General features: G+C 36.1%; 27 protein-coding genes. 24 read left to right on the top strand and 3 right to left on the bottom strand.

Annotated features, from left to right (window positions below):
- The first annotated feature begins 11 nt into the window (after window positions 1–11).
- Window positions 12–1,283 carry an RNA polymerase factor sigma-54 gene (locus tag ACM66U_RS06600; protein WP_418640370.1) on the top strand — a complete coding sequence of 424 codons (1,272 nt, stop codon included), beginning with the start codon at window positions 12–14 and terminating at the stop codon, window positions 1,281–1,283.
- Between the two features lie 24 nt (window positions 1,284–1,307).
- Here ACM66U_RS06600 and ACM66U_RS06595 read toward each other — a convergent pair whose 3' ends face one another.
- On the bottom strand, window positions 1,308–1,541 hold the full coding sequence (locus ACM66U_RS06595) for a hypothetical protein (protein ID WP_151900223.1): 234 nt from the start codon (window positions 1,539–1,541) through the stop codon (window positions 1,308–1,310).
- A gap of 150 nt (window positions 1,542–1,691) precedes the next feature.
- Here ACM66U_RS06595 and ACM66U_RS06590 point away from each other — a divergent pair, with 150 nt between their 5' ends.
- The 23 genes from ACM66U_RS06590 (at window position 1,692) to ACM66U_RS06480 (ending at window position 21,454) form a co-directional block, all read left to right on the top strand.
- Window positions 1,692–1,979, top strand: a complete 288-nt coding sequence (locus tag ACM66U_RS06590) for a hypothetical protein (RefSeq protein ID WP_418640369.1) — start codon at window positions 1,692–1,694, stop codon at window positions 1,977–1,979.
- Window positions 1,949–2,722, top strand: coding sequence for a patatin-like phospholipase family protein (locus ACM66U_RS06585; protein ID WP_346388815.1), 774 nt, complete (start codon window positions 1,949–1,951; stop codon window positions 2,720–2,722). Before ACM66U_RS06590 ends, ACM66U_RS06585 begins: the two co-directional genes overlap by 31 nt.
- Window positions 2,719–3,270: a YqiA/YcfP family alpha/beta fold hydrolase gene (locus tag ACM66U_RS06580; RefSeq protein WP_418640368.1), complete on the top strand. Its 552-nt coding sequence runs from the start codon at window positions 2,719–2,721 to the stop codon at window positions 3,268–3,270. The genes ACM66U_RS06585 and ACM66U_RS06580 overlap by 4 nt, the downstream gene beginning before the upstream one ends.
- Window positions 3,271–3,353: 83 nt before the next feature.
- A complete protein-coding gene (gene gspG, locus ACM66U_RS06575) occupies window positions 3,354–3,785 on the top strand; it encodes a type II secretion system major pseudopilin GspG (RefSeq protein WP_151900226.1) in 432 nt (143 codons plus the stop codon).
- 12 nt (window positions 3,786–3,797) lie between these two features.
- Window positions 3,798–4,316 (top strand): type II secretion system protein, encoded by a 519-nt coding sequence (locus tag ACM66U_RS06570; protein WP_418640367.1) that lies wholly within the window; start codon window positions 3,798–3,800, stop codon window positions 4,314–4,316.
- Window positions 4,313–5,527 carry a type II secretion system F family protein gene (locus ACM66U_RS06565; RefSeq protein ID WP_418640366.1) on the top strand — a complete coding sequence of 405 codons (1,215 nt, stop codon included), beginning with the start codon at window positions 4,313–4,315 and terminating at the stop codon, window positions 5,525–5,527. Before ACM66U_RS06570 ends, ACM66U_RS06565 begins: the two co-directional genes overlap by 4 nt.
- Window positions 5,528–6,439 carry a hypothetical protein gene (locus ACM66U_RS06560; protein ID WP_418640365.1) on the top strand — a complete coding sequence of 304 codons (912 nt, stop codon included), beginning with the start codon at window positions 5,528–5,530 and terminating at the stop codon, window positions 6,437–6,439.
- Window positions 6,423–7,346, top strand: coding sequence for a hypothetical protein (locus ACM66U_RS06555; protein ID WP_418640364.1), 924 nt, complete (start codon window positions 6,423–6,425; stop codon window positions 7,344–7,346). The genes ACM66U_RS06560 and ACM66U_RS06555 overlap by 17 nt, the downstream gene beginning before the upstream one ends.
- The gene (locus tag ACM66U_RS06550) at window positions 7,343–7,750 is read left to right on the top strand and encodes a hypothetical protein (RefSeq protein ID WP_151900231.1); all 408 of its coding nucleotides are present in this window, start codon (window positions 7,343–7,345) and stop codon (window positions 7,748–7,750) included. Before ACM66U_RS06555 ends, ACM66U_RS06550 begins: the two co-directional genes overlap by 4 nt.
- Window positions 7,744–8,277 carry a hypothetical protein gene (locus ACM66U_RS06545; protein WP_418640363.1) on the top strand — a complete coding sequence of 178 codons (534 nt, stop codon included), beginning with the start codon at window positions 7,744–7,746 and terminating at the stop codon, window positions 8,275–8,277. The genes ACM66U_RS06550 and ACM66U_RS06545 overlap by 7 nt, the downstream gene beginning before the upstream one ends.
- Window positions 8,261–9,073 carry a hypothetical protein gene (locus ACM66U_RS06540; RefSeq protein ID WP_346388808.1) on the top strand — a complete coding sequence of 271 codons (813 nt, stop codon included), beginning with the start codon at window positions 8,261–8,263 and terminating at the stop codon, window positions 9,071–9,073. Before ACM66U_RS06545 ends, ACM66U_RS06540 begins: the two co-directional genes overlap by 17 nt.
- Entirely contained in the window at window positions 9,060–10,916 is a 1,857-nt protein-coding gene (locus ACM66U_RS06535; protein ID WP_418640362.1) for a secretin N-terminal domain-containing protein, read from the top strand. Before ACM66U_RS06540 ends, ACM66U_RS06535 begins: the two co-directional genes overlap by 14 nt.
- Window positions 10,916–12,424 (top strand): GspE/PulE family protein, encoded by a 1,509-nt coding sequence (locus ACM66U_RS06530; RefSeq protein WP_151900235.1) that lies wholly within the window; start codon window positions 10,916–10,918, stop codon window positions 12,422–12,424. The genes ACM66U_RS06535 and ACM66U_RS06530 overlap by 1 nt, the downstream gene beginning before the upstream one ends.
- Window positions 12,399–12,893, top strand: coding sequence for a type IV pilus modification PilV family protein (locus ACM66U_RS06525; protein ID WP_418640361.1), 495 nt, complete (start codon window positions 12,399–12,401; stop codon window positions 12,891–12,893). The genes ACM66U_RS06530 and ACM66U_RS06525 overlap by 26 nt, the downstream gene beginning before the upstream one ends.
- Window positions 12,890–13,393, top strand: a complete 504-nt coding sequence (locus ACM66U_RS06520) for a PulJ/GspJ family protein (RefSeq protein ID WP_418640360.1) — start codon at window positions 12,890–12,892, stop codon at window positions 13,391–13,393. Before ACM66U_RS06525 ends, ACM66U_RS06520 begins: the two co-directional genes overlap by 4 nt.
- Entirely contained in the window at window positions 13,383–14,099 is a 717-nt protein-coding gene (locus ACM66U_RS06515) for a heparan-alpha-glucosaminide N-acetyltransferase (protein WP_418640359.1), read from the top strand. Before ACM66U_RS06520 ends, ACM66U_RS06515 begins: the two co-directional genes overlap by 11 nt.
- 156 nt (window positions 14,100–14,255) lie before the next feature.
- On the top strand, window positions 14,256–14,687 hold the full coding sequence (locus tag ACM66U_RS06510; RefSeq protein ID WP_151901512.1) for a CoA-binding protein: 432 nt from the start codon (window positions 14,256–14,258) through the stop codon (window positions 14,685–14,687).
- A gap of 2 nt (window positions 14,688–14,689) precedes the next feature.
- Window positions 14,690–15,892, top strand: coding sequence for a threonine ammonia-lyase (ilvA, locus tag ACM66U_RS06505; RefSeq protein WP_346388804.1), 1,203 nt, complete (start codon window positions 14,690–14,692; stop codon window positions 15,890–15,892).
- 2 nt (window positions 15,893–15,894) lie between these two features.
- Window positions 15,895–18,021, top strand: a complete 2,127-nt coding sequence (locus ACM66U_RS06500; protein WP_418640358.1) for a WD40 repeat domain-containing protein — start codon at window positions 15,895–15,897, stop codon at window positions 18,019–18,021.
- An 80-nt stretch (window positions 18,022–18,101) separates the two neighbouring features.
- On the top strand, window positions 18,102–19,799 hold the full coding sequence (locus ACM66U_RS06495) for an acetolactate synthase large subunit (protein WP_346388802.1): 1,698 nt from the start codon (window positions 18,102–18,104) through the stop codon (window positions 19,797–19,799).
- Window positions 19,799–20,275: an acetolactate synthase small subunit gene (gene ilvN / locus ACM66U_RS06490; protein ID WP_151900246.1), complete on the top strand. Its 477-nt coding sequence runs from the start codon at window positions 19,799–19,801 to the stop codon at window positions 20,273–20,275. Before ACM66U_RS06495 ends, ilvN begins: the two co-directional genes overlap by 1 nt.
- 4 nt (window positions 20,276–20,279) lie before the next feature.
- Window positions 20,280–21,230, top strand: coding sequence for a UDP-3-O-(3-hydroxymyristoyl)glucosamine N-acyltransferase (lpxD, locus tag ACM66U_RS06485; protein WP_346388801.1), 951 nt, complete (start codon window positions 20,280–20,282; stop codon window positions 21,228–21,230).
- A 20-nt stretch (window positions 21,231–21,250) separates the two neighbouring features.
- Window positions 21,251–21,454 carry a hypothetical protein gene (locus tag ACM66U_RS06480; protein WP_193149839.1) on the top strand — a complete coding sequence of 68 codons (204 nt, stop codon included), beginning with the start codon at window positions 21,251–21,253 and terminating at the stop codon, window positions 21,452–21,454.
- Window positions 21,455–21,462: 8 nt separating this feature from the next.
- On the opposite strand, the gene ACM66U_RS06475 is transcribed toward ACM66U_RS06480, so the two are convergent.
- Both ACM66U_RS06475 and cysE read right to left on the bottom strand, forming a co-directional pair.
- Window positions 21,463–22,635 carry a pyridoxal phosphate-dependent aminotransferase gene (locus tag ACM66U_RS06475; RefSeq protein ID WP_418640357.1) on the bottom strand — a complete coding sequence of 391 codons (1,173 nt, stop codon included), beginning with the start codon at window positions 22,633–22,635 and terminating at the stop codon, window positions 21,463–21,465.
- A gap of 77 nt (window positions 22,636–22,712) precedes the next feature.
- A complete protein-coding gene (gene cysE / locus ACM66U_RS06470) occupies window positions 22,713–23,414 on the bottom strand; it encodes a serine O-acetyltransferase (RefSeq protein WP_151900250.1) in 702 nt (233 codons plus the stop codon).
- Window positions 23,415–23,417: the final 3 nt, after the last annotated feature.

Raw genomic sequence — 23,417 nt, 5'->3', positions numbered from 1 at the left:
TTCATGAAAATATGGGAGCATTAAGACAAACACAGGGAGTTGAAACAAAACACAAGCTCTCAAATACCCTGCGTAACTGGCTTCCCATATTGCATTCAAGTCTTTCTGATTTGGGTGAAGCTATGACTCCTTTTGTCGAAGCCAATCCTGTTATAGAAGTGAAATCAGGCTTTGAAGAAGATTTTGAAAAAAAGATTCCAAGAAAAATAATTTCCCGCGGAGTGAGCAATTCCAGAACAGAGCAGATAGAAGCGCTGACTATTCAAAGTCGAACACTTTATGATGTTTTAGATGAGCAAATAGGTGCGCCGCTGTTTCCTACACCTGTTTCACAAAAAGTAGCTTTGTTTGTCATCGAAAATTTGGACGAATATGGCTATTACGACGGTAACACAGAAGAATTTTGCCAAAAAAACAGTATAGACAGAGAAACTTTTGAAAAGATTCGTCTGCGCTTTTTACATGTAGAACCCGTAGGCATAGGTGCTAAAGATTTGGCTGAGTCATTTTTGTTTCAACTAGACAACAGTGAAATCAGTGACCAGGCATATAGTCTGGCCGTAAAAATCATTAATGACATGCAAAATATTCATGCCTACTCCAAAGAAGAGTCTTTTAACGAGGTTATGCATGTATTGTCAACATTCAAAAATCCGCCAAATATCGAATATCAGGAAGATTCCGCGCAGATCATTCCTGATTTGATGATATATTTTAATGATGAACAGCAGATAGAAGTCAAACTCAATGATGCCTACTATCCTGTGATAAACATAGACACCTCTTATGGCGTTGAGCATGAATTTGTAAGACAAAAAATCAAAGAGGCAAAAAGTTTGGTGGATGCGCTTGATATGAGAAAAGCAACACTTTACAAAGTAGGTTTGATGATCGTCGAATACCAGTATGATTTTTTTACAGGCGGACAAATCATGCCATTGACACTTAAAACTCTGGCTGATGAATTTGGACATAATCCCTCAACTATTTCGCGAGCCATTGCAAACAAATATATAGCATGCGACAGAGGTGTTTTGGCTATGAAAGAGTTCTTTACAACCGCCATTGATGAAGATGTCAGTAATGCTGCCATCAAAGAGTTTCTCGTTGAACTTATTAAGAATGAAAACCATGAAAAGCCTTTGAGTGACATGAAGCTTTTAGCCCTGATAGAAGAAAAATTCAAAGTAAAAATGGTCAGACGTACGATAGCAAAATACAGAAAACAGCTCAATATCGCAGGTTCAAGTGAGAGAAAGAAACTCTACAAACTGGGTATTTGATATATCTCAAAAAAAGAGATATTATTACTCTTTTTCCAAGAAAAGTCTGTACCCGTTTGTTTCATGGGAAGGAACAACTTCTATTAATCTCCATCCTTCTTTATACAAGGCAGACAGTGTTGTCTTGGAGTTTTGAATCTGTGAAATCACATCCGGGTTTTTATCTTCTTTGCTTGCCTGCTGTTTAATATCTGATATCTGAATTATTTCAGAATCCTCGTTGTATAAAACTGCGCAAAAATATATTCGAATTTCCATGGTATTAAACCTCTCTTCTTTTTAGATGAAAATATTATAGCAAAATTTTACGGATCTGCGTTGAAAAAAAGATTTTGGCTCTCTTGTGACCATTTTGTAATATAAAATGATTATACTTGCATAGAGAGATAACAAAGGTTGTATTTGAAAATGCACGAAACTACTACTGTTGCTGTACGGTCTATATTTATTTCGGATATACATCTGGGAACACGTTTTTCAAAAGCAGAGGCTTTATTGGATTATGGAGCTGTTTTGGCGCAACATGCAAAACACAATAACTATGATGGTGTAATTTGCGGTCATATACACAAAGCGGAGATGCGTTATATAGAAGGCATCAGGTATTTAAATTGCGGTGACTGGGTTGAGAGCTGTACTGCGATTGTAGAAACATTGGAGGGTGAATGGAAAATTGTCAGTTTCCGCGAGAAATAACTCTTTGTTTGTCCGGAGGTGCAGGTCGCGGAGCATACCATTTGGGCATAGTTTCCGTACTGCAGGAGAACGGTGTCAAGATTAAAGCTGTCAGCGGTACAAGCGCAGGTGCTCTGATCGGAGCATCCCTTGCCTGCGGCAAGAGTGCCGCATACATTTTTGAGGTGATACAATCAAAAGAGTTCCGCTCTGTTTTTAAGATCTCTTTGGGTAACGGCTATCTTTTTAAACTTGATCATAATGCGGCAGTTGTTGACAAACTTATAGACAAAGAAAGTTTTGAAACACTTGAGATACCGTTACATGTAACGGCATGTGATGTAGAAAAGGAGCAAGCGATTTATTATGACAGTGGCAAAATTCTTAAAGAAGCAGTTTTGGCATCCTGCTCTATTGCACCCTTGTTCGCTCCAGTGTATGTCAACAAAACACTTGTCGTAGACGGCGGGCTTGTAGACAATTTCCCGGTTGAGAGGCTGCAGCAGTACAATTATCCTATCATCGGAATAAATCTTTTTCCAAAATATAAAAAAGTGCCAAAAACCATACTGGGGTGGATTAAAAAGAATATACATACAGCATGGCAGTCAAAATATGTCAGCAAAAAAGAGCTTTGTTACATGTACCTGTGTAATGAAAAACTGTTGGATATCAAAGTTTTTTCATTTCGGGATATTGGCAAAGCTTATGCAATGGGAAGAGAAGAGATGCAAAAAATTATAAAAGAGAGTAACAAAGTATGATTATTTATATACACGGTTTTGCAAGCAGCGGAGAAGGGTATAAAGCAAAACTTTTTAGAGAATATTTTATAAACAAAAATGAAAAATTTATGGCGCCATCATTGTCATATATCCCTGAATTGGCTATACGGACACTGGAAGAAATTATAAAAAATTCACAAGAAAAAGTCAGTCTGATGGGTTCGTCTTTGGGAGGGTACTATGCAACATATCTTGCACATAAATATAATCTTAAAGCAGTACTGATAAATCCTTCAACCTATCCGTATATTACACTGCAAAAAACACTTGGTTTTATGCAGAGTTTTTATGACGGCAGCTGTTTTGAATGGAAAGAATCTCATCTGCAAATGCTCAAAAAGTATGAAGTACAAGAACCAAAACAGGAGAACTTTATGCTTTTGCTCCAAAAGGGAGATGAAACACTCAACTACAAAGAAGCGGCAGATAAGTTTGATAAAGCAACACTGATTATAGAAGAGGGCGGAAGCCACAGTTTTGACAATATTGAACGCTATTTTGAAAAAACGGAAACGTTTTTACGATAAAAGAACAACAGTGTCAAAGAGGGCAAAAAGTCAATACATTTTTTTGCTATAATAAATAATTAAAAAGAACAAGGTAATAAAGCATGAAAAACAGATCAAAGAGTGGTTTTACGCTCATAGAATTAATGATAGTTATTGTCATCCTGGGACTTTTGGCAGCCATGATAATGCCAAGTCTTACTGGAAAAGGCGAAGAAGCAAAAAGAAAACTGGTGTGTGTACAAATGAAGAGTATTTACAATGGTGCCCTTGATATGTTTAAAATTGACAACAGCAGGTATCCTACTACAGATGAAGGGCTTGAAGCCCTTGTAAAAAACCCGGATCCGCAAAAATATCCCAACTACTCACCGAGTGGGTATTTTAAAGACAATGAGATTCCAAAAGACTCATGGGGGAGAAATTTTATCTATATGAACAATGACGGCAAAGTGGAACTGGTCTCTCTTGGTGCAGATGCAAAAGAGGGCGGAACAAAAGAAGCTGCAGACATAAAACTCAGTCAGTGTAAATAAGAGATACTGTTTTTGAAAAAAGCTTTTACTCTCATTGAACTTATGATAGTCATAGTGATAATGGGAGTTGTTTATACTTTGGTCATAGGCAGTTTTAAAAAGCTCAGTGAAAAAAGTACAAATTTGTCACTTAAAAATTTAAAAGAGTTTTTACAATCTTATCCGCATAAAGAGAGTGCAAAGTTTGTTTGTTTGGATAAGTGCAAGAATTGTTTTGTACTGATAGATGGAAAAAAGCAGGATATAAAGATAAAAAATTTCCTTGATGAGAGTGTACAAGTTTATCGCTATGACTTTGATCTTGGTGCGATGCAAAAAGAGAATACAGGCTATTTTAATCAGGAGAATATTGAAGAAAATGTCTGCTTTTCATATGAAGTGGATGGTGACGGAGTCGGTGATCAGGTACTGGTAGAGTATAAAAACAATGTATATGATTTTACACCCTATTTTGAACCTCCGCAAGTGTACAGCAGTGTAGAAGAAGCAGTAAATGCAAAACAAGATTTAATGACAAAGATAATACAATGATATTTAAGTACAGCGGAATTGACGAGTTTGGTAAAAAAGTATCTGACAAGATTGAAGCTTCTGATTTGGCAGAGGCCAAGAGTAAGATTAAAGCCAAAAAGATTATTTATCAAAAAATCAGTGAAGAAGCCCCGTCATTTTTTGACTCCCTACATTTTTCAAGAAAATACCGAATAAGTACAAAAGAGTTGTCCGGACTTTCCCGTGAACTTGCCATGTATATCCGTTCCGGTATCAGTATAGTGTCTGCACTGAAAATTGTGCAGACACATTATGAAAACAACAAAAAGATGAAACTCTTTTTATCTACAGTGAGTACACATCTGAATGAGGGAAAAGATTTTTACTCAGCACTTGAAGCGCAAAAGGTAGTGGTGCTTCCGGAATTTTTCAAGTACTCGATAAAAGTCAGTGAAAACGGGGGTGTTTTGGATGAAGTGCTTTTGGAACTTTCAAAATTTTTAAAAGAACAGGAACGCATTAAAAAAGAGATAAAAAGTGCTTTTGCCTACCCTTCTTTTATGATAATTGTTTCTTTGCTTATGATTGCTTTTATGCTGACCTTTGTGGTGCCGCAGATTACAGGAATATTTGTCAATATGCATCAGGAACTGCCTACACCTACAAAAGTAGTCATTGCAGCAGGAACATTTTTTCAAAATAATTTTAAAATCATTTTGGCATCACTGTTTGCCGGTATTGTCATATTTATATCTGCACGCAAGAAAAGCCGCTCTTTTGCGTACGGGGTCGATAAACTGCTGTTAAAACTTCCGTATTTCGGAGAGATTATACAAAAAAGCGAATTGGCACGCTTCTCTTATATGGCATCTTTGCTGGTCCGCTCGGGTGTCCCTTTTGTGCGTACTATAAATCTCGGGACAAATATTTTAAACAATCTTGTGCTCAAAGAGCTGTTTACAACTGCTTCAAAGAAAGTGGTAGAAGGAAAACTGCTTTCAAATGCACTCAATGAATCAGATATAAAGATTGATTATGCTTTTATCCAGTCTATAGCTTTGGGAGAAGAGACGTCAGAACTTGAAACAATTTTGCATAATGTTTCAGAACTCTATTTTGAAGAGAATCGTGACAAAATTTCTCTGCTGTTAACTTTGCTTGAACCTGCTCTTATGCTCTTTGTCGGTGGATCTATCGGATTTATAGTTTCTGCTATGCTGTTGCCAATTTTTTCTATGAGTATTCAGTAAATGTTTAAAAAAAATGCAATAGCCCTTTTGATAACGATGTTTTTCATTATGGCAATTACAGTTACAATAGGGGTCTCACTCGGACATATCAACAGTGCAAAAAAGAATCTTTCCTCTGAGAAATTTTTACTGCAAACTACTGCTGTTTTGGATGATATGCTGAAAATTTTAAAAGAGACTCCCGAACTTGATGATATAAACGACACACAGACTTTTCGTGCATTTTTATTGCAATACAGCACAGTTGTCCCGTTAAGTACGGATATAATGGTAGAGGTAAAGCTGGAGAGTGCCCGATCTAAATTTAATTTTAATGCACTTAAAAAGAACACAGCTGAAGGGGAGAGTGCACTAAAGAATGCACTTATCGGTTATTTTAATGCAAAAATGATCAACAGTGAGTATCTTTATCTCCTTGAAGATTTAACAGGCGGTATAAAAGAAGACGGAATGTATAACAGTGCTCTGTTTGATGATAATCCTTATCTTTTTAGAGACTATATAAGTTCTGACGAACAGATAAAAGAGTTAAATGAGTATTATAAAAAAACCTATCATGATAACAGCGTTGAGCACATAGATCTGCATAAAATCTTTACTTTTGGAAATTATAAAAATTCTTCTTATGTGATTGATTTAAACTTTGTAAACAGGGATGTTTTTAATATAATGTCAGGGAACTATTATGAGCAGGAAAACACTGCTGCAGAAGATGATAATTTTTTTGTGGACTGTGACAAATTGACGGCAGAAGAGAAAGAAGACCTGAAAAGAAAATTTAATGCAAGTTGTGATTTGCAAAAAATTATAACAGTGACGCTTTTGGTCACACAGGGCAAACAAAATGCTGAAATAAAATTTGAATACAATATAAAAACCAAAAAAGGATCAAACTTTGTTTACAAAATTTAAAAATAATTACAAAACAATTTTGTTGGATCCTTTCATGGAACCAGTGCAGATTGAAGAAAAAATAAATGTTGTTTTATCTCCGTCTTTATACTGGGTAAAGAAAATTTCTTTACCTGTGAAATATATAAGGGAAGTAAAAAAACTGCTTCCTTCCATTTTTGAAGATATTCTGCCTGAGGGTCACTACAGCTACTATGCCTATAAAGAAAATGACGAGTATATAGTTTTTGCCTATGAAGATAAAATGATTCTGGAGCTGATGGCACAAAAAGAAATATCTCCTTCAAATGTTGTCAATATCTATTTTGCGCAGAGTGAATTTTCTTCCTTGGAAGGAGCCTGTAGAGTAAATGAAAAACAGGCACTTGTAGTGAAAAACGGTATAGTGATTCTTGTACCGGATTTTTGGATAAAAGAAGCAGATATCCTTAAACCGGATGATTTTAAACCATCCGGTCATGCTATAGTTTTACAGCAGTTTAATCATATTCTCAAAAAGTCCAGTTTTTATAAGATTGGTTTTGTTCTGTTGTTTATCACAGGTATAGTTTTCGGAGAATGGCTTATTACCATGGATAAGGCAGCCACGCTTGAAGATCAAAGGAATGCCGTATTTGCAAAATATAATTTAAAGCCTACCATGATGCAAAATCAGGCTATTCATGCAGAACTGAATAAAATATACGAAAAACAGATGAAACTGAGAGAATATATAGGATATTTTCTCAAAATGCATCTTGCAAAAAATGAAAAAATTTCTTACATAGGATTTGATTCCAAAGTGTTAACAGTGATTATAAAAGATGTTACACAGAGTAAAAAAATTATAGAAGCATTGAAACGTAAAGGTATTCATGCTAAAACCCAATTAAAAAATTCAGTACTGACTTTGGAGATAACTTTATGAACCGCTTAAATCCTCTTTACGTTGGCATCTTTTTACTTTTGCTTTTACTGTTTTTTGTTTTGAAGCTCATAGATGCAAAAAAAGAGCTCCATCAGGAAAAAATTCTCTATGAAAAAACACTGAAAGTTTCTTTAGACACGAGTGCTTTAAAAAAAGCATTTGCCAACAAAGAAAAAGAGAAAAAGGAGATTCTACATATATTGTCAAATCCTGTTTTAAAGAGTTCCAAGATAAAAAAAGAAATAACAAACTCAGGAATACACATCAGTTCTCAAAACATGGATATAAAAGCTTTGAATTTTTTAATGGGTAAAATTCTCAATACAACATTTAACATAACAATGCTGAAAATAAAAAGAATCAGCGAGAGTAAATCAACGCTGGAGGTGAAGATAAAATGGTAAAAAAACTGGTTTTATTCCTGTTGTATGTCCTGTTTTTTATGATGGCATTTATCTATTTTTCTCCCAAAGTAAATATATACTATTTTGCTGAAGAGCAACTGCAAAAAAAAGGTATTGTTCTGAATGATGAGACTCTCAGTGATGAAGGTTTTACGCTTGAAATAAAAAATGCTGTTTTATATGTTAAAACACTCGAAACTGCAAAAATACAAAAGATAAAACTGAATCTTTTTCTTTTGTATAACAGTGTAGAGGTTGAAGGTTTAGTCTTATCCGATATGGCATCAGGATTTATACCTTTACATGTAAAGAGTCTGTATCTTGTCTATACTGTATTTGATCCTTTACATGTAACGGGAAAATGCAATGGTGAGTTTGGAGAGGCTGATATTGATATCGACCTTGTCAAGAGAACTTTGCAGGTTTTGATAAAACCTTCCAAAAAAATGTTGACTCATTATTATACAACACTGCGAAATTTGAAAAAAGATAAAAACGGAGGCTTCATTTATGAACAAAGTCTCTAATTCTAAGATGTTGCAAATCATTACAAAATTGTTGATTTTAATAGCTCTTTCCAAACTGCTTGCGCTCGTGCTGTTATGGTATTTGCCAAGCAATGGTATAGATGTAAAGATAAAAAAGAATTATCGTCCGGCATATCAAAGAGTAAATTTTACAAATATGCTTACTCCTTTGCATACAAATACCAAGGGGTATAAAAAAACAAATGAAACGGGTGCGCACAGAAGTATTACCGACATGACTCTGATCGGTCTTTATGGTTCTAAAAATTATGGATATGCCATAGTGGCAATGAAATCGAATTTGAAAAAAACTTCAATTATCGGAGTGGGTGAAACGTATAATGGCTATACTTTGAAAGAAATCAATAACGATAATGTTGTTTTTACAAAAGACGGCAAAAACTATATACTGTATTTTGTCAAACAAAAAATTAAAGATGTAAGTATAAACCGGGTCACGCATAATGAAACAGATAATGGTGTGACAAATATATCAAGGCAGGATATAAAGTTTTTTGAAAAAAATCCTCAAAAGATTTGGAAACAAATTGCCATAAAGGAAGTCATGGAAGATGGAAAAATTAAAGGTTTTAAGATAATGAAAATAAATAAAAATTCAAAATTTGCAGCACTCGGGTTGCAAAAAGGTGATATTGTCATTAAAGCAAACAATATTGATTTGACATCATATAAAGCAGTGATGAATATATATAAAAATGTAAACAAATTAAGCGAAATAAGCTTGGTTGTTTTAAGAAATAACACAGAAAAGGAATTGATATATGAAATTCATTAAGCACATAGGATTGATACTACTTTTAACATTCTCTCTTCAGGCAAGAGAACAGGTGAATGTTAACTTTTCAAATTTGGCCATTGATGATTTTGTAAAACTGGTAGCAAAAATTACACATAAAAATATTTTAATGAATTATAAAATAAACGGAAGTGTGAATCTTGTAAGTTCTGCACCTATCTATGATGATGAATTGATGGGGATGCTGGTTTCTGTTTTACAGTCAAAAGGCTACTCTCTGGCACGTAATGGGTCTTATTATGAAATTGTCCGCTCTTCTGAGGTTGCAAGATCTAATGCGGATGTTGTCAAACCAAACCAAAAAGTATCCGGATCTTTAATGGTAACCCAGGCTGTTAAAGTAGAGGGTGAAAATGTAGATATTATAGCGGCAAAGATTCGTTATCTTATTTCAAAAACTGCAAAACTGATGACATTAAAAGAGAGCAATACGATCTTGATAACTGATTATCCAAAAAATATAGAAACCATTAAAAAAATAATCAAAGATATTCAAATAACAAACAACTCTATTGTAAAACTGGTATATATAAAACATGCAGATGCCGGAAAACTTCAGGCTCGTTTGTTGGATATAAGCAAGTCAATATTTAATCCTAAAGTCGTTTCGGACAAAGTCAATATCATTTTTGATGAAAATATAAACGGTTTGATTGTTATCGGAAATAAAAAGAATGTAGCAAAAATTGAAGATTTGGCGAAAAAACTTGATGTAGAGTCAAACATTAGCCGGTCAGTTGAAATTTACAGTCTTAAAAACTCTGATGCAAAGAATGTTATCAAAACCCTAAAAGAGATTATTTCTGATAAAACATATCAAGGGCTTACCACAAAACCGAATATCTCTTCGAGCGAAGAGATCAATGCCATCATCGCAGTTGCTGATCCTGAGATACTCAAAGGAATCAAGGTTATTATTGATGCACTGGACAAGGAAAAATACCAGGTATATGTTCAGGCAAGAATTATTAATATCAATAAAAACAATGCCGAAAGTTTAGGAATGAAATATGGTTTTGCAGCAGGAGATGTTTCAGCATCCGGACTTTATGCAATGAGTGCAAATTTTGGTGATGCTAATTTGCAAAATCTGGCATCAACACAGATTATCAATTATCTCGGTGCTATTGGCTCTGGCGCAAAAAGCGCATTGGCCCTTGGGGCAACACTTGATTTTTTACAAAGTCACGGCGCATCAAAAACAATATCAAATCCTTCAATTCTCTGTGTCAACAATAAACAATCTTCCATCTATGTCGGTAAAACCATTTCTATAATATCCGGTGCAACAACAAATGCTGTTTCGGGAGTGACAAACAACTATAAAAGAGAAAATATCGGTCTGACATTACGAATCAAACCAAGAGTATCCTCAAACGACAAGGTAACTTTGGATGTTGAAGCGTCTTTGGAAAATATTTTAAGCTCTGATGCAGCGGGACAGCCTGTTACGTCAAAGCAAGAGGTGAAGACACAGGCGATTTTAAGAAGCGGCGAAAGCATTATCATCGGCGGTCTTGTAAAATCTCTTGACAGAAAAACAAAAACAAAAGTTCCTCTGCTGGGTGATATTCCAATGATAGGAGAGTATCTTTTCTCATCTACTGAAACAATTAAAGAACAGGATAACTTAGTAGTCATTCTGACTCCTTATGTCATAGACAAAAGTGAAGAACTTTCAAAACTGCAAAGAGACCTGGGTGTTCTTTCAAGTGTGCAAAAAGAGTATAATGAAAAAATCTTTAAAAAGATAACGAGTAAAAAAAATGAAAAGATACAAAAGAATACAGAACCTGCAGTGCATGTCAAAGGTGTCTATTAATGCTCAATACAGAAGTGCTTCATGATTTACATTTACAGGTATGTGAACCTGAGGGTATACCAACGGAGATCAGTGTTAAAAACTATCTTCTTTTTAGTAAAACAGAAGAAGAAGTCATTGCATGTGTCTGTGAAAGATATTTGGTTGAAGCGAGTAACTATTATACAAAACTAGAAATCAAATATCCTCTCAAGATGCTTGATGAAGATTCGTATGACAGGCTTTATAACCGTTTTTTGGAACTTCGAACAGACAAAGCAATAGAGACAATGCAAGAAGATTCTTCAGAAGAGAATGAACAAGAAGACATCTCTCTGACCGATTTTTTAAGAACGTCGAGTGACATTTTAACGAGTGAAGAATCAGCACCCATTATCAAGTTTGTCAATGCACTTTTTTATCAGGCTGTCAAAAAAAGAGCTTCGGATATCCATATAGAGGTCAAAGAGAAGAGTGGTGAAGTCCGATTTCGTATAGACGGAATGCTGAGTAAAAATGCAGATTTGGACAAAAAAGTTGTCAGTCTTATCATCAGCCGTATTAAAGTTATTTCAAATTTGGATATTTCGGAAAAACGTATTCCCCAAGACGGAAGAACACAGATAAAAATTGCAGGCGAGATATTGGATATCAGGGTTTCGGTACTGCCTACTTTTTATGGAGAAAGAGTTGTTATGCGTATTTTAATGCAAAGTTCACAGATACCGCAGATAACAGAGCTTGGATTTCATCAGGATATGATTGAAAAGATCAAAAGTCTGTTACGCCTTTCACACGGAATTATTTTAGTGACCGGACCGACAGGGAGTGGTAAAACAACATCTTTGCACTCTTTCCTGCGAGAAGTGGAATCTCCTGAAAAAAATCTTATAACTGTTGAAGATCCTGTGGAATATAAATCAGAAAGCATATCGCAGATTCAAGTGAATGAAAAAGTAGGACTCACCTTTGCAAGTGCTCTGCGTTCAATTTTACGCCAGGATCCTGATGTCATAATGATAGGAGAAATCAGAGATGAAGAGACAGCATCTATTGCGGTGCGTGCAGCACTGACAGGGCATCTGGTTTTTTCTACAATTCACACAAATTCTGCATCTGCTACGATATCAAGATTGGTTGATATGGGAATTGCACCGTTTTTAATATCCTCTTCTATTTTAGGTATTTTGGCGCAAAGGCTGGTCCGCGTATTATGCCCTGAGTGCAAAGAAGAAGATGTCATAGCTGAAAATTTTGCCGATGACTACAATATCCCAAAAGAGAGCAAAATTTTTAAAGCAAAAGGATGCCCTGCATGTAACTACAGTGGCTACACAGGCAGAAGATCGATAGGAGAACTTTTGATTATGAATGACAAGGTAAAAGATCTTTTAAAAACTACAGCGGATGAGCACAGTATCAAAGAAGCACTGGAAGCTGACGGTTTGCAAAGTATCTCTTTTCAACTCTCCAATATGGTTTTAAATGGAGAAACTTCGCTGGATGAAGCAATCCGTATCGGATTATAAAATGTTTTGTACTGCTACATGTAATCTTCACAGGAGAGCTTTTACACTGATAGAGGTAATGGTAGCAGTGATGATTATTTCAGTGGTAATTATGGCTTTACTGCAAATAAATGCCAACAACACACATATATTTTCTCAGGTGAAAAATCAGGAAACGGCTACGCAATATCTTTCATTGCTTGTAGGAACAAAATATGGCTTTGAAAATGAAAAGATATCTTTAGAAGAGTTGGTTTCAGACTTTGATTTGGATGATGATTTTAGAAGAGAACTCAAACATACAGATATAGAAATAGTGTATCAAACACTGCAGAGTATTGACACAAGCATGTTTGATGAATCCGCAAACGAGGAAGAAGATAACGATCCAAATAAAAAAAACAGTGCAGGAACTATCTACGAAACAGGAAGAAGTACATTGAAAACCAAGAACTACTCCTCATCACTGTTACGCTTAAGAATACGATGAAAAAAGCTTTTACATTGATAGAAATGATGATATCTATAACTATTTTATCTATTATGATGGTTTATTTGTACAGAGTCAATGCTTCTGTAAACAAAAGTAATACATTTTATGAAAAACAGGTCAACGGATTTAATTCCCTGAGTCTAAAAAAGAGAGTACTTTTTCTGGACTTGTCTTTAATGCTTTATCAGCAAAACAGTATCGTGCATAATGACAAAAATGAAGATGTCCTCTTTTTGCAAACAACACATTCCCTTCACAGAAGAGTAAACCCTTATGTGACCTATATAGTCAAAAATAAAAAACTTTACAGACTGGAATCATTGCAAAAACCTGTTTATCCGTTATCAGAAGCCGATAAATTTAATGCAGACTGTCTTGGCAGTGTTGATGTCTTCAGAGTTTATAAACAAAAGGATAAAGCAGTTTTTTTAGTCAATTTGAAGTTTGAAGATTCGGACCGTATATTGATGAAGGCAAGGGTTTTAAATGAATACTGAAATGTCCAAGCTGCAAACACGCTATTTTGACTTGGATTTTATCCGTGGAATTGCTATTGTGTTAATGGTTGTTTTTCATTTTTGTTTCGATTTGAATAATTTTCATTTTATAGATATAAATATCTATCATGGAGTTTTTTGGCATTATTTCCGTTATGTCATAGTAAGTCTGTTTCTATTATGTGTCGGAGTGTCACTTTATCTGGTCAATGAAAGCGGTTACAACTTTACAAAAGATTTGAAAAGATTTTTTCTTATTTTTGCGAATGCTATGCTTGTCTCTGCAGCTAGTTATTTTACATTCCCTCACAGTTTTATCTATTTTGGTATCTTGCATTTTATCGCATTTGCTTCTCTTTTAGCACTTGCATTTGTAAAGTTTCCAAAAATTGCTTTGCTTGCAGGGATCACAATTATAGTGTTGAGTTACAATAACACTCTTCATATGCATTGGCTCTATAACATCCTGAAAATGCCACTACATCTGCCAAAGCATCCGGAGGATTTAGTTCCTTTTACTCCGTGGTTTGGTGTTGTTCTTGTTGGTATTTTTATTGGCTGCAAAAAACTTTTTATTTTTAATACAGTACAAAATTATTTTACGAAAAAAGTATCTTTTCTGGGGAAGCATTCACTGCTGATTTATATGATTCATCAACCTGTTCTTTTTGGGACAGTTTTCAGTATGCATGAAATTTTGGAATAGTGTGTGATAAAGCAAAATTTCAATAATTCGGAGTGTAAACTTAATTCACAACTTTATAGTTTTTCGATATAATCTTTTTACAAAAAGCATTTGCTATGTTAATGAGAATGTGTTGTGCAGTATTTTTTTTTGACAAAATATAAAAAAGGTTTGATTATGGAGTGCGAATTTCCTACAGTTAATTCAAATATGGATGAAGTAAAAGAGATTTTTGAGAGTGTTAAAACGATTGCGGTTTTGGGGCTTTCTCCTGATGAGAGCAAAGACAGTCACAGGGTTGCCAAATATCTTCAGGATCAGGGGTATAAAATAATTCCTGTTTATCCAAAAGGAGAGACGATTCTTGGAGAAAAAGTTTATAACTCTTTGGCTGAAATTCCTTTTGCAGTTGACATGGTTGATATTTTCAGAAAACCCGCAGCACTTGATGCCATTGCAGATGCCTGTATAAAACGTGGTGATGTAAAAGTTTTTTGGGCACAAAAAGGTATAGTAAACAATGAAGCCGCTAAAAAAGCACAGGATGCAGGAATGAAAGTTGTACAAAACCAGTGCACTATGGTTGATCATCGAAATCTACAGGGCTGATTTTGATTCCTTTACAAAAAATCAAAGATGCGCATAAACGTATAGAAGAAGTTGTTGTCAACACTCCTTTTTCATATGCTCCATATCTGAGTGAAATTTCCGGATGCAAGGTATATTTGAAAAAAGAGAACCTGCAAATAACAGGAGCATTTAAACTTCGCGGTGCATATAATAAAATAGCCACTTTGACACCACAGCAAAGAGAATGCGGTGTTGTCGCAGCAAGTGCCGGCAATCATGCCCAGGGGGTGGCCTACTCCGCTGCCGCTTTTGATACAAAAGCAGTGATAGTAATGCCGGAATCGACACCGCTTACAAAGATAGACGGAGTAAAACATTTCGGTGCAGAGGTGATTCTTGCTGGCACAAACTATGATGAAGCCTATGCCTATGCAAAGGAGTATGGCGAAAAAAATCATTTGACTTTTGTGCATCCTTTTGAAGATGAAGAGGTGATGGCAGGACAGGGTACTGTAGCCTTGGAAATTCTTGAAAAATGCCAAGAACTTGACGCTGTCCTCATTCCTGTCGGCGGCGGTGGACTTATTGCCGGTATGGCCAGTGCTCTCAAAGCTGTCAACCCCGCTGTAAAAGTAATTGGTGTGAGTGCCAAAGGTGCACCTGCATTTAAAAATTCCTATGATTTAAAAAGAGCTGTTGATTCTACAAGCGTAAGAACGATAGCCGACGGGATAGCAGTACGCGACACTTCTGTGGTTACTCTCAAACATGCCCTTGAGTGTGTGGACGAGATAATAAGTGTAGATGATGAGGAGATAGCAAGTGCCATTTTGTTTTTACTTGAGAAACAAAAACTGGTGGTTGAAGGAGCCGGATCTGTCGGTGTTGCGGCACTACTGCATCATAAACTGGATTATCTAAAAGACAAAAATGTTGCAGTTGTTCTGAGCGGGGGAAATATGGATGTTACGCTCCTTTCTGTCATTATAGAAAAGGGTCTTCTGAAGTCTCATCGCAAAATGAAAATTACCGTCACATTGGTTGACAAGCCGGGTTCTTTGATGCGTTTTACGCAGATACTCCAAGAGTTAAATGCAAATATTGTGCATATTTCTTATGACAGAACGTCCGTATCGCTGGATTACGGAGATGCTAATGTGACCGTGCATATGGAGACAAAAGGAAAGCAGCATCAGGAAGAAATTAAAGAGGCTCTTGTAAAAGAGGGTTATTTGAGAGACTGAAAATGAAAACTGTTAAAAGTCAAAGTATTGTATATCCTGTAATCTTGATAAAAATTTTAAAAGACAAGCGTCTTGTTGTTATAGACTCTAAAACTACTGTAAGGTTTTACGACAAAGACAGCCTGAAAGTGCAAAGCGGATTTAAAGTTAATATTGAACACAAATATTATAAAAATAATGTGGTGGATTACAGCTATGACGGCAATTATTTTGCAACAATGTCAGCAGATGCAAAAGAGTCAAGACTCTATAATGCCCAAACAAAAAAAGCTATTGCCAGAGTTACCAGACACCAGGGGGAAGTTTCCTGTGTCGGTATAGACCCGCTCTCCAGGTATATGTTCTCATGCGGAGAAGACGGCAAAACTTTTGCATTGGATGTTAAAAGCGGAAAGATTGTGTTTACACTTCCCCATCATGCCGATACCATTAATGATGTCTCTTTTTCAAAAAACGGAAACTGGGTAGCCATAGCGAGTTATGACAGAAAAATCACACTGTTTAATCTGGTAACAATGACTCCGAAAGAAAAGTTAAAAGCCCACTCTGCACCAGTTATGAAACTAAAATTTTTTGGCAGAAACAAACTGGTGAGTATTGATAAAAATTCAAAAGCGATTATCTGGAATATATACAGTGGTAAGGTTATTCAAAGATTAGAAGGTATTCATGATGATGTTACTCAGCTTGTAATCAGCGGTGATGAAAAATTTCTGTTTTTAAGTACGAAGTTAGGATATATTTTAGTATATGATTTAAATACATATGAGTTGATAGCACCGAGATTTATAAAGATTACTTCGCCTATTGTCAGTTTGGCTTTTGATGATGAGCATAATCATCTTATTGTTGGAACAGAAGATGGATTCCTGATGTATTATGACATATTTGAAAAAATTGATACATTAAAAAATCTTTTAATGAAACAGGACATAGACGCAATTGAAGAAGAGGTAAAAAAGAATCCTATTTTACGTTATACGGATATATATAATTTAGTTTCAAACCTATGGGAAAACACATTGGAAAAGGCAAAAAAAGCTTTCCAAAACGGGAAAAAAGAACAGGCACTGTTAATGCTCAAAAATTTCATGAAGATTCCCAGCAAAAACAGAGTTATACAAAAACTCGTAAGTGATTATGCTGAGTATGATAAATTTGTACAACTTGCAAAAAACGGAAAACTGGCACTGGCATACAGCCTGGCAAACCAATATCCGGTTTACAAAGAATCAAAAATATATAAACTTTTAGAAGAGAGATGGAAAAAGGATTTGTTTCAGGCACTGAAATATGCTTTGCAGCCAAATCAAATGGAACGTGCCAAAGAGATTTTGGCTCCCTATAGAGGTATCAGCAATAAAACAACTTTTATTCAGGATGTTTTAACAAAGGGTGCAATTTATAAAAGATTCAGAAATGCTCTTGGCAAAAAAGATTTTAAACTGGCATCTGCTCTTATTCATCAGAACCCTTTTTTAAAGGAGTTTCCGGAGTATGACTCGATGATAAAATATGCCGACACTATCTATATGAAAATCCAAAAACTAGTATATGAAGGTGAAAATATAGCTGCTATGAAACTGATGAATCTGCTCAGTACGTTTACAGATTTTAAAGATGAAGTTGAGCTTATGTTAAAAGAGATACAAAACAAGCAGAAATTTTATGATGCTGTAGAGAGTGGTGATTATCAAACGGCATATAATATGATGGCAGAATATGAAGAGCTCCAGGAAACCAAAGCAGGAGAAAAGCTTCAAAATGAATGGGATGCTGATCTAATCAAAGCAAACAGTTTTGCAGCTGTCGGTGATGTAAACGGGGTAAAAAACATTTTACATAAATATTTTGATATCAGTTCAAAAACGACAGCCTTGGCAACTATATTTGCCTGGACGTATATAAATCAACTCGAAACAGCCATAAGAGAAAAAAGAGATCGCAAAGAGATAGAAAACGGCATTAAAAATTATATTTTAAATTTTGGCATTGACGACCAAATAGAAATATTATTTGAAATATTTAAAAAAAGATACAAAGATACAAAATTGGATATAGAACAGTTAAAAAAAGGTTCGCTCTCTATGTGGCGGCCTTCAATGATTGTAAAATCAATTTTAGATTAATGCTTTAACCTCAATTATAGCTCTCCTGAAGTATAATTAGCGAATTTTTAAAATTATATATTATACAGAGGAGACTTTTCATGCAAATTAGTGGCGCACAGATGGTCATTGAAGCTTTAATTGCAGAAGGCGTAGATACAGTTTTTGGCTACCCTGGCGGAGCAATTATGAATGTCTATGACGAAATCTACAAACAAGACAAATTTCAACATATATTAACTCGTCACGAGCAAGCAGCGGTTCATGCTGCAGAGGGTTATTCAAAAGCCAGCGGAAAAGTCGGTGTATCTATGATAACAAGCGGTCCTGGGTTCACAAACGCTGTAACAGGTTTAGCAGATGCATACATGGATTCTATTCCTTTGGTGGTTATTTCAGGACAGGTTCCAATGAGTTTAATCGGAACAGATGCCTTTCAAGAGATTGATGCGGTTGGAATAAGCCGTTCCTGTACAAAACACAATTATCTTGTTACAGATGCAAAAGATCTGCCGCGTATACTAAAAGAGGCTTTTTATATAGCACGAACAGGCCGTCCAGGCCCGGTTCATGTTGATATACCCAAAGATGTGACTGCACAGGTTGCAGAATTTGATTATGATGTGGAGCTGGATTTAGAAACATATAAACCGCATGTCAAAGGCAATCCCCGTCAAATCAAAAAAGCTATGGAGGCGATAGCAAATGCAAAACGTCCTTTGTTTTACCTCGGCGGCGGTATCATTAATTCAAATGCAGCCTATGAGGTAAGAGATTTGGTACATACAACAGGCATTCCTGCTGTTGAGACATTTATGGCCAGAGGAACATTGTCTTATGATGATGACCTGCTTATAGGGATGCTAGGAATGCATGGTTCCTATGCGGCAAATATGGCGATGAGCGAAACAGATCTGGTCATTGCCCTCGGTGCCAGATTTGATGACCGTGTTACCGGAAAATTAAGTGAATTTGCAAAAAATGCTGCGGTTATACATGTAGATATAGATCCTGCAAGTATTTCAAAGCTTGTTAATGCAAACTATCCTATAGTAGGTGATGTGAAAAATGTTGTCAATGAGATGCTTAAACTCACCTCCATGGTAAACAGTGACAACTATGAACAGTGGAGAGAAACGATAGAAAATTTTGCAGAGTTGCATCCACTGACATTTCATGAAGATACAGAAAATATCAAGCCACAGTGGGTAGTAAAACGTGTAGGTGAGCTTCTAGGTGATGATGCAAATATTTCAACAGATGTCGGACAGCATCAAATGTGGGCGGCACAGTTTTATCCGTTTACGAGACCCCGTCAGTTTATAAGTTCCGGTGGACTCGGAACTATGGGCTTTGGTTTTCCGGCGGCTATGGGTGTCAAAGCGGCTGTTCCTGAAAAAACAAGTATCAACTTTACCGGAGACGGCTCTATTTTGATGAATTGTCAGGAGTTAATGACAGCCGTTGAGAAAAAATTACCGGTAATCAATATTATTCTGAATAATAATTTTTTGGGTATGGTTCGCCAATGGCAGACACTCTTTTATGACAAACGCCACAGTGAGACAGATCTTTCTGTACAGCCGGATTTTGTAAAACTTGCGGAAGCTTTTGGCGGAATAGGGTACAGAGTTACTACAAAAGAGGAATTTGATGCCGCTTTAAAAGAGGCTGTAGAAAAGAATATTGTTGCATTTATTGATGTTAAAGTTGAACGGTTTGAAAATGTTATGCCAATGGTTCCATCAGGCGGAAGCCTGTTTAATATGATGTTATTAGAGAAAAAGGAGAGTAAATAATGACTGACAATACAGAAAGAAGAGTAGTTTCCGTTATCGTTGTGAATGAAGCGAGTGTATTGTCCCGAATTACCGATCTTTTTTCCGGACGTGGCTACAACATTACATCCTTGACTGTTGCCCCAATTCCTGAGAGTAAATATTCCCGTTTGACAATTGTCACATCAGGTTCGGTGCGTGTGATTGAGCAGATAACAAAACAGTTGCACAAACTCATTCCTGTTTTACGGGTTTATGAACATGCAGATTTGGTTGAAAAAGAGATGGCACTGGTCAAATTTCCTATTACAGAAAACATAAGTGATATCAGCGCTATCTGTAATGCTTACAATGGAAAAATAGTCAATGTTGGTAATGATGTCATTATAACCATGGTTGCTGACGAGCCCAAAAGAGTCGATCACTATCTACAGGCGATTAAAAAATATAATCCAAAAGAGATAGTCAGAAGCGGCGCTGTTGCTTTAGAGAGATAAAAAGATGAAGCTGAGTAAAATAGCTTCAACATTAGAGTGTAGTATTGTCGACAATGATATTGATATTGTAGGAATAAATACTCTTAAAGATGCAAAAGAGAATGAAGTCTCTTTTGTGTCCAACTCAAAATATGTAAAAGATCTCGAAAATACAAAAGCTGCAGCAGTTATAATTTCTGAAAAATTAGCTTCAAAACTCCCTGCAAACTGTATTCCTTTGGTAACAAAAAACCCTTATTGGTCCATGGCCATACTCTCAAAATATTTTGCGCCGCCCGTAGAAGATGAGAGACTTCCTCTCCCGCAGATTGGGAAAAATTCAAAAATTTCTCCCAAGGCTGAAATAGCAAATGGTGCGGTAATCGGTGATAATTGTATAGTTTTGGCACATGTTTATATAGGTGCAAAAAGTGTTATAGGAAACAATACAGTTATTTATCCAAGTGTGACAATATACAGAGACTGTCAAATCGGCAATGACTGTATAATCCATGCAAACACAGTTATAGGTTCTGACGGATTCGGATTTGCGACAAATGAAAAAGGTGAGCATAAAAAGATTTATCAAAATGGGAATGTAGTTGTAGAAGATGATGTTGAAATTGGAAGCAATACCAGTATTGACAGAGCTGTTTTTGGCTCTACTTTGATAAAAAAAGGAACACGCATTGACAATCTTGTGCAGATTGGACATAACTGTGAAATCGGTGAGTATTGTGTTATGGTTTCTCAGTCTGGTCTTGCAGGTTCAACAAAACTTGGCAGAAATGTTGTTATGGGCGGGCAGGCTGCCGCAGCCGGTCACCTGGAGGTTGCCCCTTTTTCAACTTTTGCTGCACGAAGCGGAATAACAAACTCTGTAAAAGAACCCGGAAAGACATATGCAGGTTTTCCTTTGATGGGGCACAGACAATGGCTTAAACTTCAGGCAAAACTTGCTAGACTTATCAAGTAAAAACACAACAAGGAGTTAGTATGTCAAAAACAATCCCGTTAAGCGGAACAAAAAACGGTGTTATATCGGTAACAAAACTTGAGGAACCATATGGTGAGGGAAGCGGTACTGTAGCTAGTATAGGAATTTCACTCTCAGGTGATGCCCAAAATCCGGAATGGAAAGTTCATATTCCATTGGATAATTTAGAAGAAGTCATAAAGGCTTTATCTGAGCTAAAGTAGGTTTTTGCCTACTTTGCTTTGAGTTCCTGCACAAACTCATCAATTCTTTTAATACCTTCTCTGATAGTTGCAATTCCCGTAGCAAAACTGAATCTGAAATACCCTTCGCTTCCAAAACCAACACCAGGAACAACGGCTACACCTTTGGCTGCTAAAAGTTCTTTTGCAAAGCCTAGTGAATCATTACTGACTTCTTGAATATTGACAAAAAGATAAAAAGCACCATCCGGTTTTAAAACACTGAGTCCGTTGATTTTATTAAAAAGTTCTACAGCTTCATCACGACGCTTGATAAACTCTTTTCGCATCATTTCTATATCTTCATCTGCACTGCCGTCAAGTCCTGCAATTGCAGCATACTGTGTCATGGTATTGACATTGGATGTGCTTTGTGACTGCAGTTTTTTTGTTGCTTTGATAATTTCGGTATGGTGTGATGCCATATATCCGAAACGCCAGCCTGTCATAGCAACTGACTTGCTTAAACCATTGATGGTGATTGTTCTTTTAAACATGTCTTCACTGACTGCTGCTGCTGAAGTAAAATCCCCGTCATATATCAGTTTTTCATACATTTCATCGCTGGCTACGAGAACATCCGTCCCTTCAAGCACTTTTGCCAAAGCAGTGAGTTCTTCTTTGGAATAAACTGCACCGGTAGGATTTGACGGTGTTGTAAGAATCAGCATTTTTGTATTTGGTGTCAATGCTTTTTTGAGCTGTTGGGGAGTGATTTTAAAGGCAGTCGCATCACTTGTCTGAATTTCTACGACAGTCCCGTCAAAATATTTCACAAGTTCAGGGTAGGTTACCCAGTATGGCGCAGGAATAATAACCTCATCGCCTTTTTCAATTGTTACAGAAAAAAGATTAAACAAGGAATGTTTTGCGCCATTGTTAATGATAATCTGGTTAGGGTCATATGTTAAACCGTTGTCTCTTTTGAGTTTGGCAGCGACTGCCTCTTTGATGGCCGGAATCCCATCTACTGCGGTATATTTTGTAAAACCGTTGTTGATTGCGTCTATAGCCGCGTCTTTGATAACTCTGGGTGTATCAAAATCCGGTTCTCCGGCTGAAAAACTGAGAATGTCTTTACCCTCTGCTTTTAACTCTTGTGCAAGCGCTGTAATTGCTATTGTAATTGATTCAGATAGTTTATCTATGCGTTTTGCTAGCATTTGAACCCTTTTTTATAATATATTTGATAAATTATACTAAAAAAAAGATGTATATTTGTTGAGAAAAGAGCGAAAAATTAATTTTTCATTGATTTTATAAAAGATTCATATATATGTTCAAGTTCAAGGTCTTGATCTAGAAGATCTTTATTTTCTTTTACTAAAATATGTTCAAGTATAGCCACACGCTTGAGAAGGTATTCAAACATCTCTTTGTTTATATCAGGGAGCATATTGTGCATAAAAGGATCTTTACATCTCCCTTTTTCAATGATATGTGCAGGCAAACCGACTGCTGTGGAACAATCAGGAACTTCTTTGACGACAACCGAGTTGGCACCGATTTTTGCATATTCGCCTATTGTGATGTTTCCCAGTATCTTTGCGCCGGCTCCGATTACCGCTCCCTTTTTGATAGTCGGATGTCGTTTGCCGTGAGTTAAAGAAACACCACCGAGTGTTACACCCTGATATATGAGCACATCATCTTCAATGATGGCAGTCTCTCCGATTACAACTCCAAAACCGTGGTCAATAAAGACACGCTTACCAATACTCGCGGCAGGGTGGATGTCAATATTTGTAAGTATTTGGGTTATTCCCATGATTGCCCTTGCTGTACGGGTAAAGTTGTTTGTATAAAGTTTGTGCGCTATTCTGTACCATGCAACTGCCCATACACCAGGGTAATTAAATAAAAAATCAATTTTTGAATTTAATGCAGGATCATTTCTGTACGCATTTGAAAAGTCTTCCTTGATATCGGCAAATATTCCCATGCT

Origin of the sequence: Sulfurimonas sp. ST-27, from assembly GCF_048081595.1 — a bacterium.
In the GTDB taxonomy this organism is placed as follows: Bacteria; Campylobacterota; Campylobacteria; order Campylobacterales; family Sulfurimonadaceae; genus Sulfurimonas; species Sulfurimonas hydrogeniphila.
This window is presented reverse-complemented; position numbering and strand designations above follow the sequence as displayed.

Excerpts from the sequence above, each read along its gene's own strand:
- ACM66U_RS06525 (WP_418640361.1), top strand. The coding sequence starts at position 12,399 with ATGAAGCAATCCGTATCGGATTATAAAATGTTTTGTACTGCTACATGT.
- ACM66U_RS06590 (WP_418640369.1), top strand. The coding sequence starts at position 1,692 with ATGCACGAAACTACTACTGTTGCTGTACGGTCTATATTTATTTCGGAT.
- ACM66U_RS06480 (WP_193149839.1), top strand. The coding sequence starts at position 21,251 with ATGTCAAAAACAATCCCGTTAAGCGGAACAAAAAACGGTGTTATATCG.
- ACM66U_RS06535 (WP_418640362.1), top strand. The coding sequence starts at position 9,060 with ATGAAATTCATTAAGCACATAGGATTGATACTACTTTTAACATTCTCT.
- ACM66U_RS06580 (WP_418640368.1), top strand. The coding sequence starts at position 2,719 with ATGATTATTTATATACACGGTTTTGCAAGCAGCGGAGAAGGGTATAAA.
- ACM66U_RS06600 (WP_418640370.1), top strand. The coding sequence starts at position 12 with ATGGGAGCATTAAGACAAACACAGGGAGTTGAAACAAAACACAAGCTC.
- ACM66U_RS06585 (WP_346388815.1), top strand. The coding sequence starts at position 1,949 with ATGGAAAATTGTCAGTTTCCGCGAGAAATAACTCTTTGTTTGTCCGGA.
- ACM66U_RS06500 (WP_418640358.1), top strand. The coding sequence starts at position 15,895 with ATGAAAACTGTTAAAAGTCAAAGTATTGTATATCCTGTAATCTTGATA.
- cysE (WP_151900250.1), bottom strand. The coding sequence starts at position 23,414 with ATGGGAATATTTGCCGATATCAAGGAAGACTTTTCAAATGCGTACAGA.
- ACM66U_RS06510 (WP_151901512.1), top strand. The coding sequence starts at position 14,256 with ATGGAGTGCGAATTTCCTACAGTTAATTCAAATATGGATGAAGTAAAA.
- ilvN (WP_151900246.1), top strand. The coding sequence starts at position 19,799 with ATGACTGACAATACAGAAAGAAGAGTAGTTTCCGTTATCGTTGTGAAT.
- ACM66U_RS06545 (WP_418640363.1), top strand. The coding sequence starts at position 7,744 with ATGGTAAAAAAACTGGTTTTATTCCTGTTGTATGTCCTGTTTTTTATG.
- ACM66U_RS06520 (WP_418640360.1), top strand. The coding sequence starts at position 12,890 with ATGAAAAAAGCTTTTACATTGATAGAAATGATGATATCTATAACTATT.
- ACM66U_RS06595 (WP_151900223.1), bottom strand. The coding sequence starts at position 1,541 with ATGGAAATTCGAATATATTTTTGCGCAGTTTTATACAACGAGGATTCT.
- ACM66U_RS06475 (WP_418640357.1), bottom strand. The coding sequence starts at position 22,635 with ATGCTAGCAAAACGCATAGATAAACTATCTGAATCAATTACAATAGCA.
- ACM66U_RS06540 (WP_346388808.1), top strand. The coding sequence starts at position 8,261 with ATGAACAAAGTCTCTAATTCTAAGATGTTGCAAATCATTACAAAATTG.
- ACM66U_RS06560 (WP_418640365.1), top strand. The coding sequence starts at position 5,528 with ATGTTTAAAAAAAATGCAATAGCCCTTTTGATAACGATGTTTTTCATT.
- gspG (WP_151900226.1), top strand. The coding sequence starts at position 3,354 with ATGAAAAACAGATCAAAGAGTGGTTTTACGCTCATAGAATTAATGATA.
- ACM66U_RS06495 (WP_346388802.1), top strand. The coding sequence starts at position 18,102 with ATGCAAATTAGTGGCGCACAGATGGTCATTGAAGCTTTAATTGCAGAA.
- ACM66U_RS06515 (WP_418640359.1), top strand. The coding sequence starts at position 13,383 with ATGAATACTGAAATGTCCAAGCTGCAAACACGCTATTTTGACTTGGAT.
- ACM66U_RS06530 (WP_151900235.1), top strand. The coding sequence starts at position 10,916 with ATGCTCAATACAGAAGTGCTTCATGATTTACATTTACAGGTATGTGAA.
- lpxD (WP_346388801.1), top strand. The coding sequence starts at position 20,280 with ATGAAGCTGAGTAAAATAGCTTCAACATTAGAGTGTAGTATTGTCGAC.
- ACM66U_RS06550 (WP_151900231.1), top strand. The coding sequence starts at position 7,343 with ATGAACCGCTTAAATCCTCTTTACGTTGGCATCTTTTTACTTTTGCTT.
- ACM66U_RS06565 (WP_418640366.1), top strand. The coding sequence starts at position 4,313 with ATGATATTTAAGTACAGCGGAATTGACGAGTTTGGTAAAAAAGTATCT.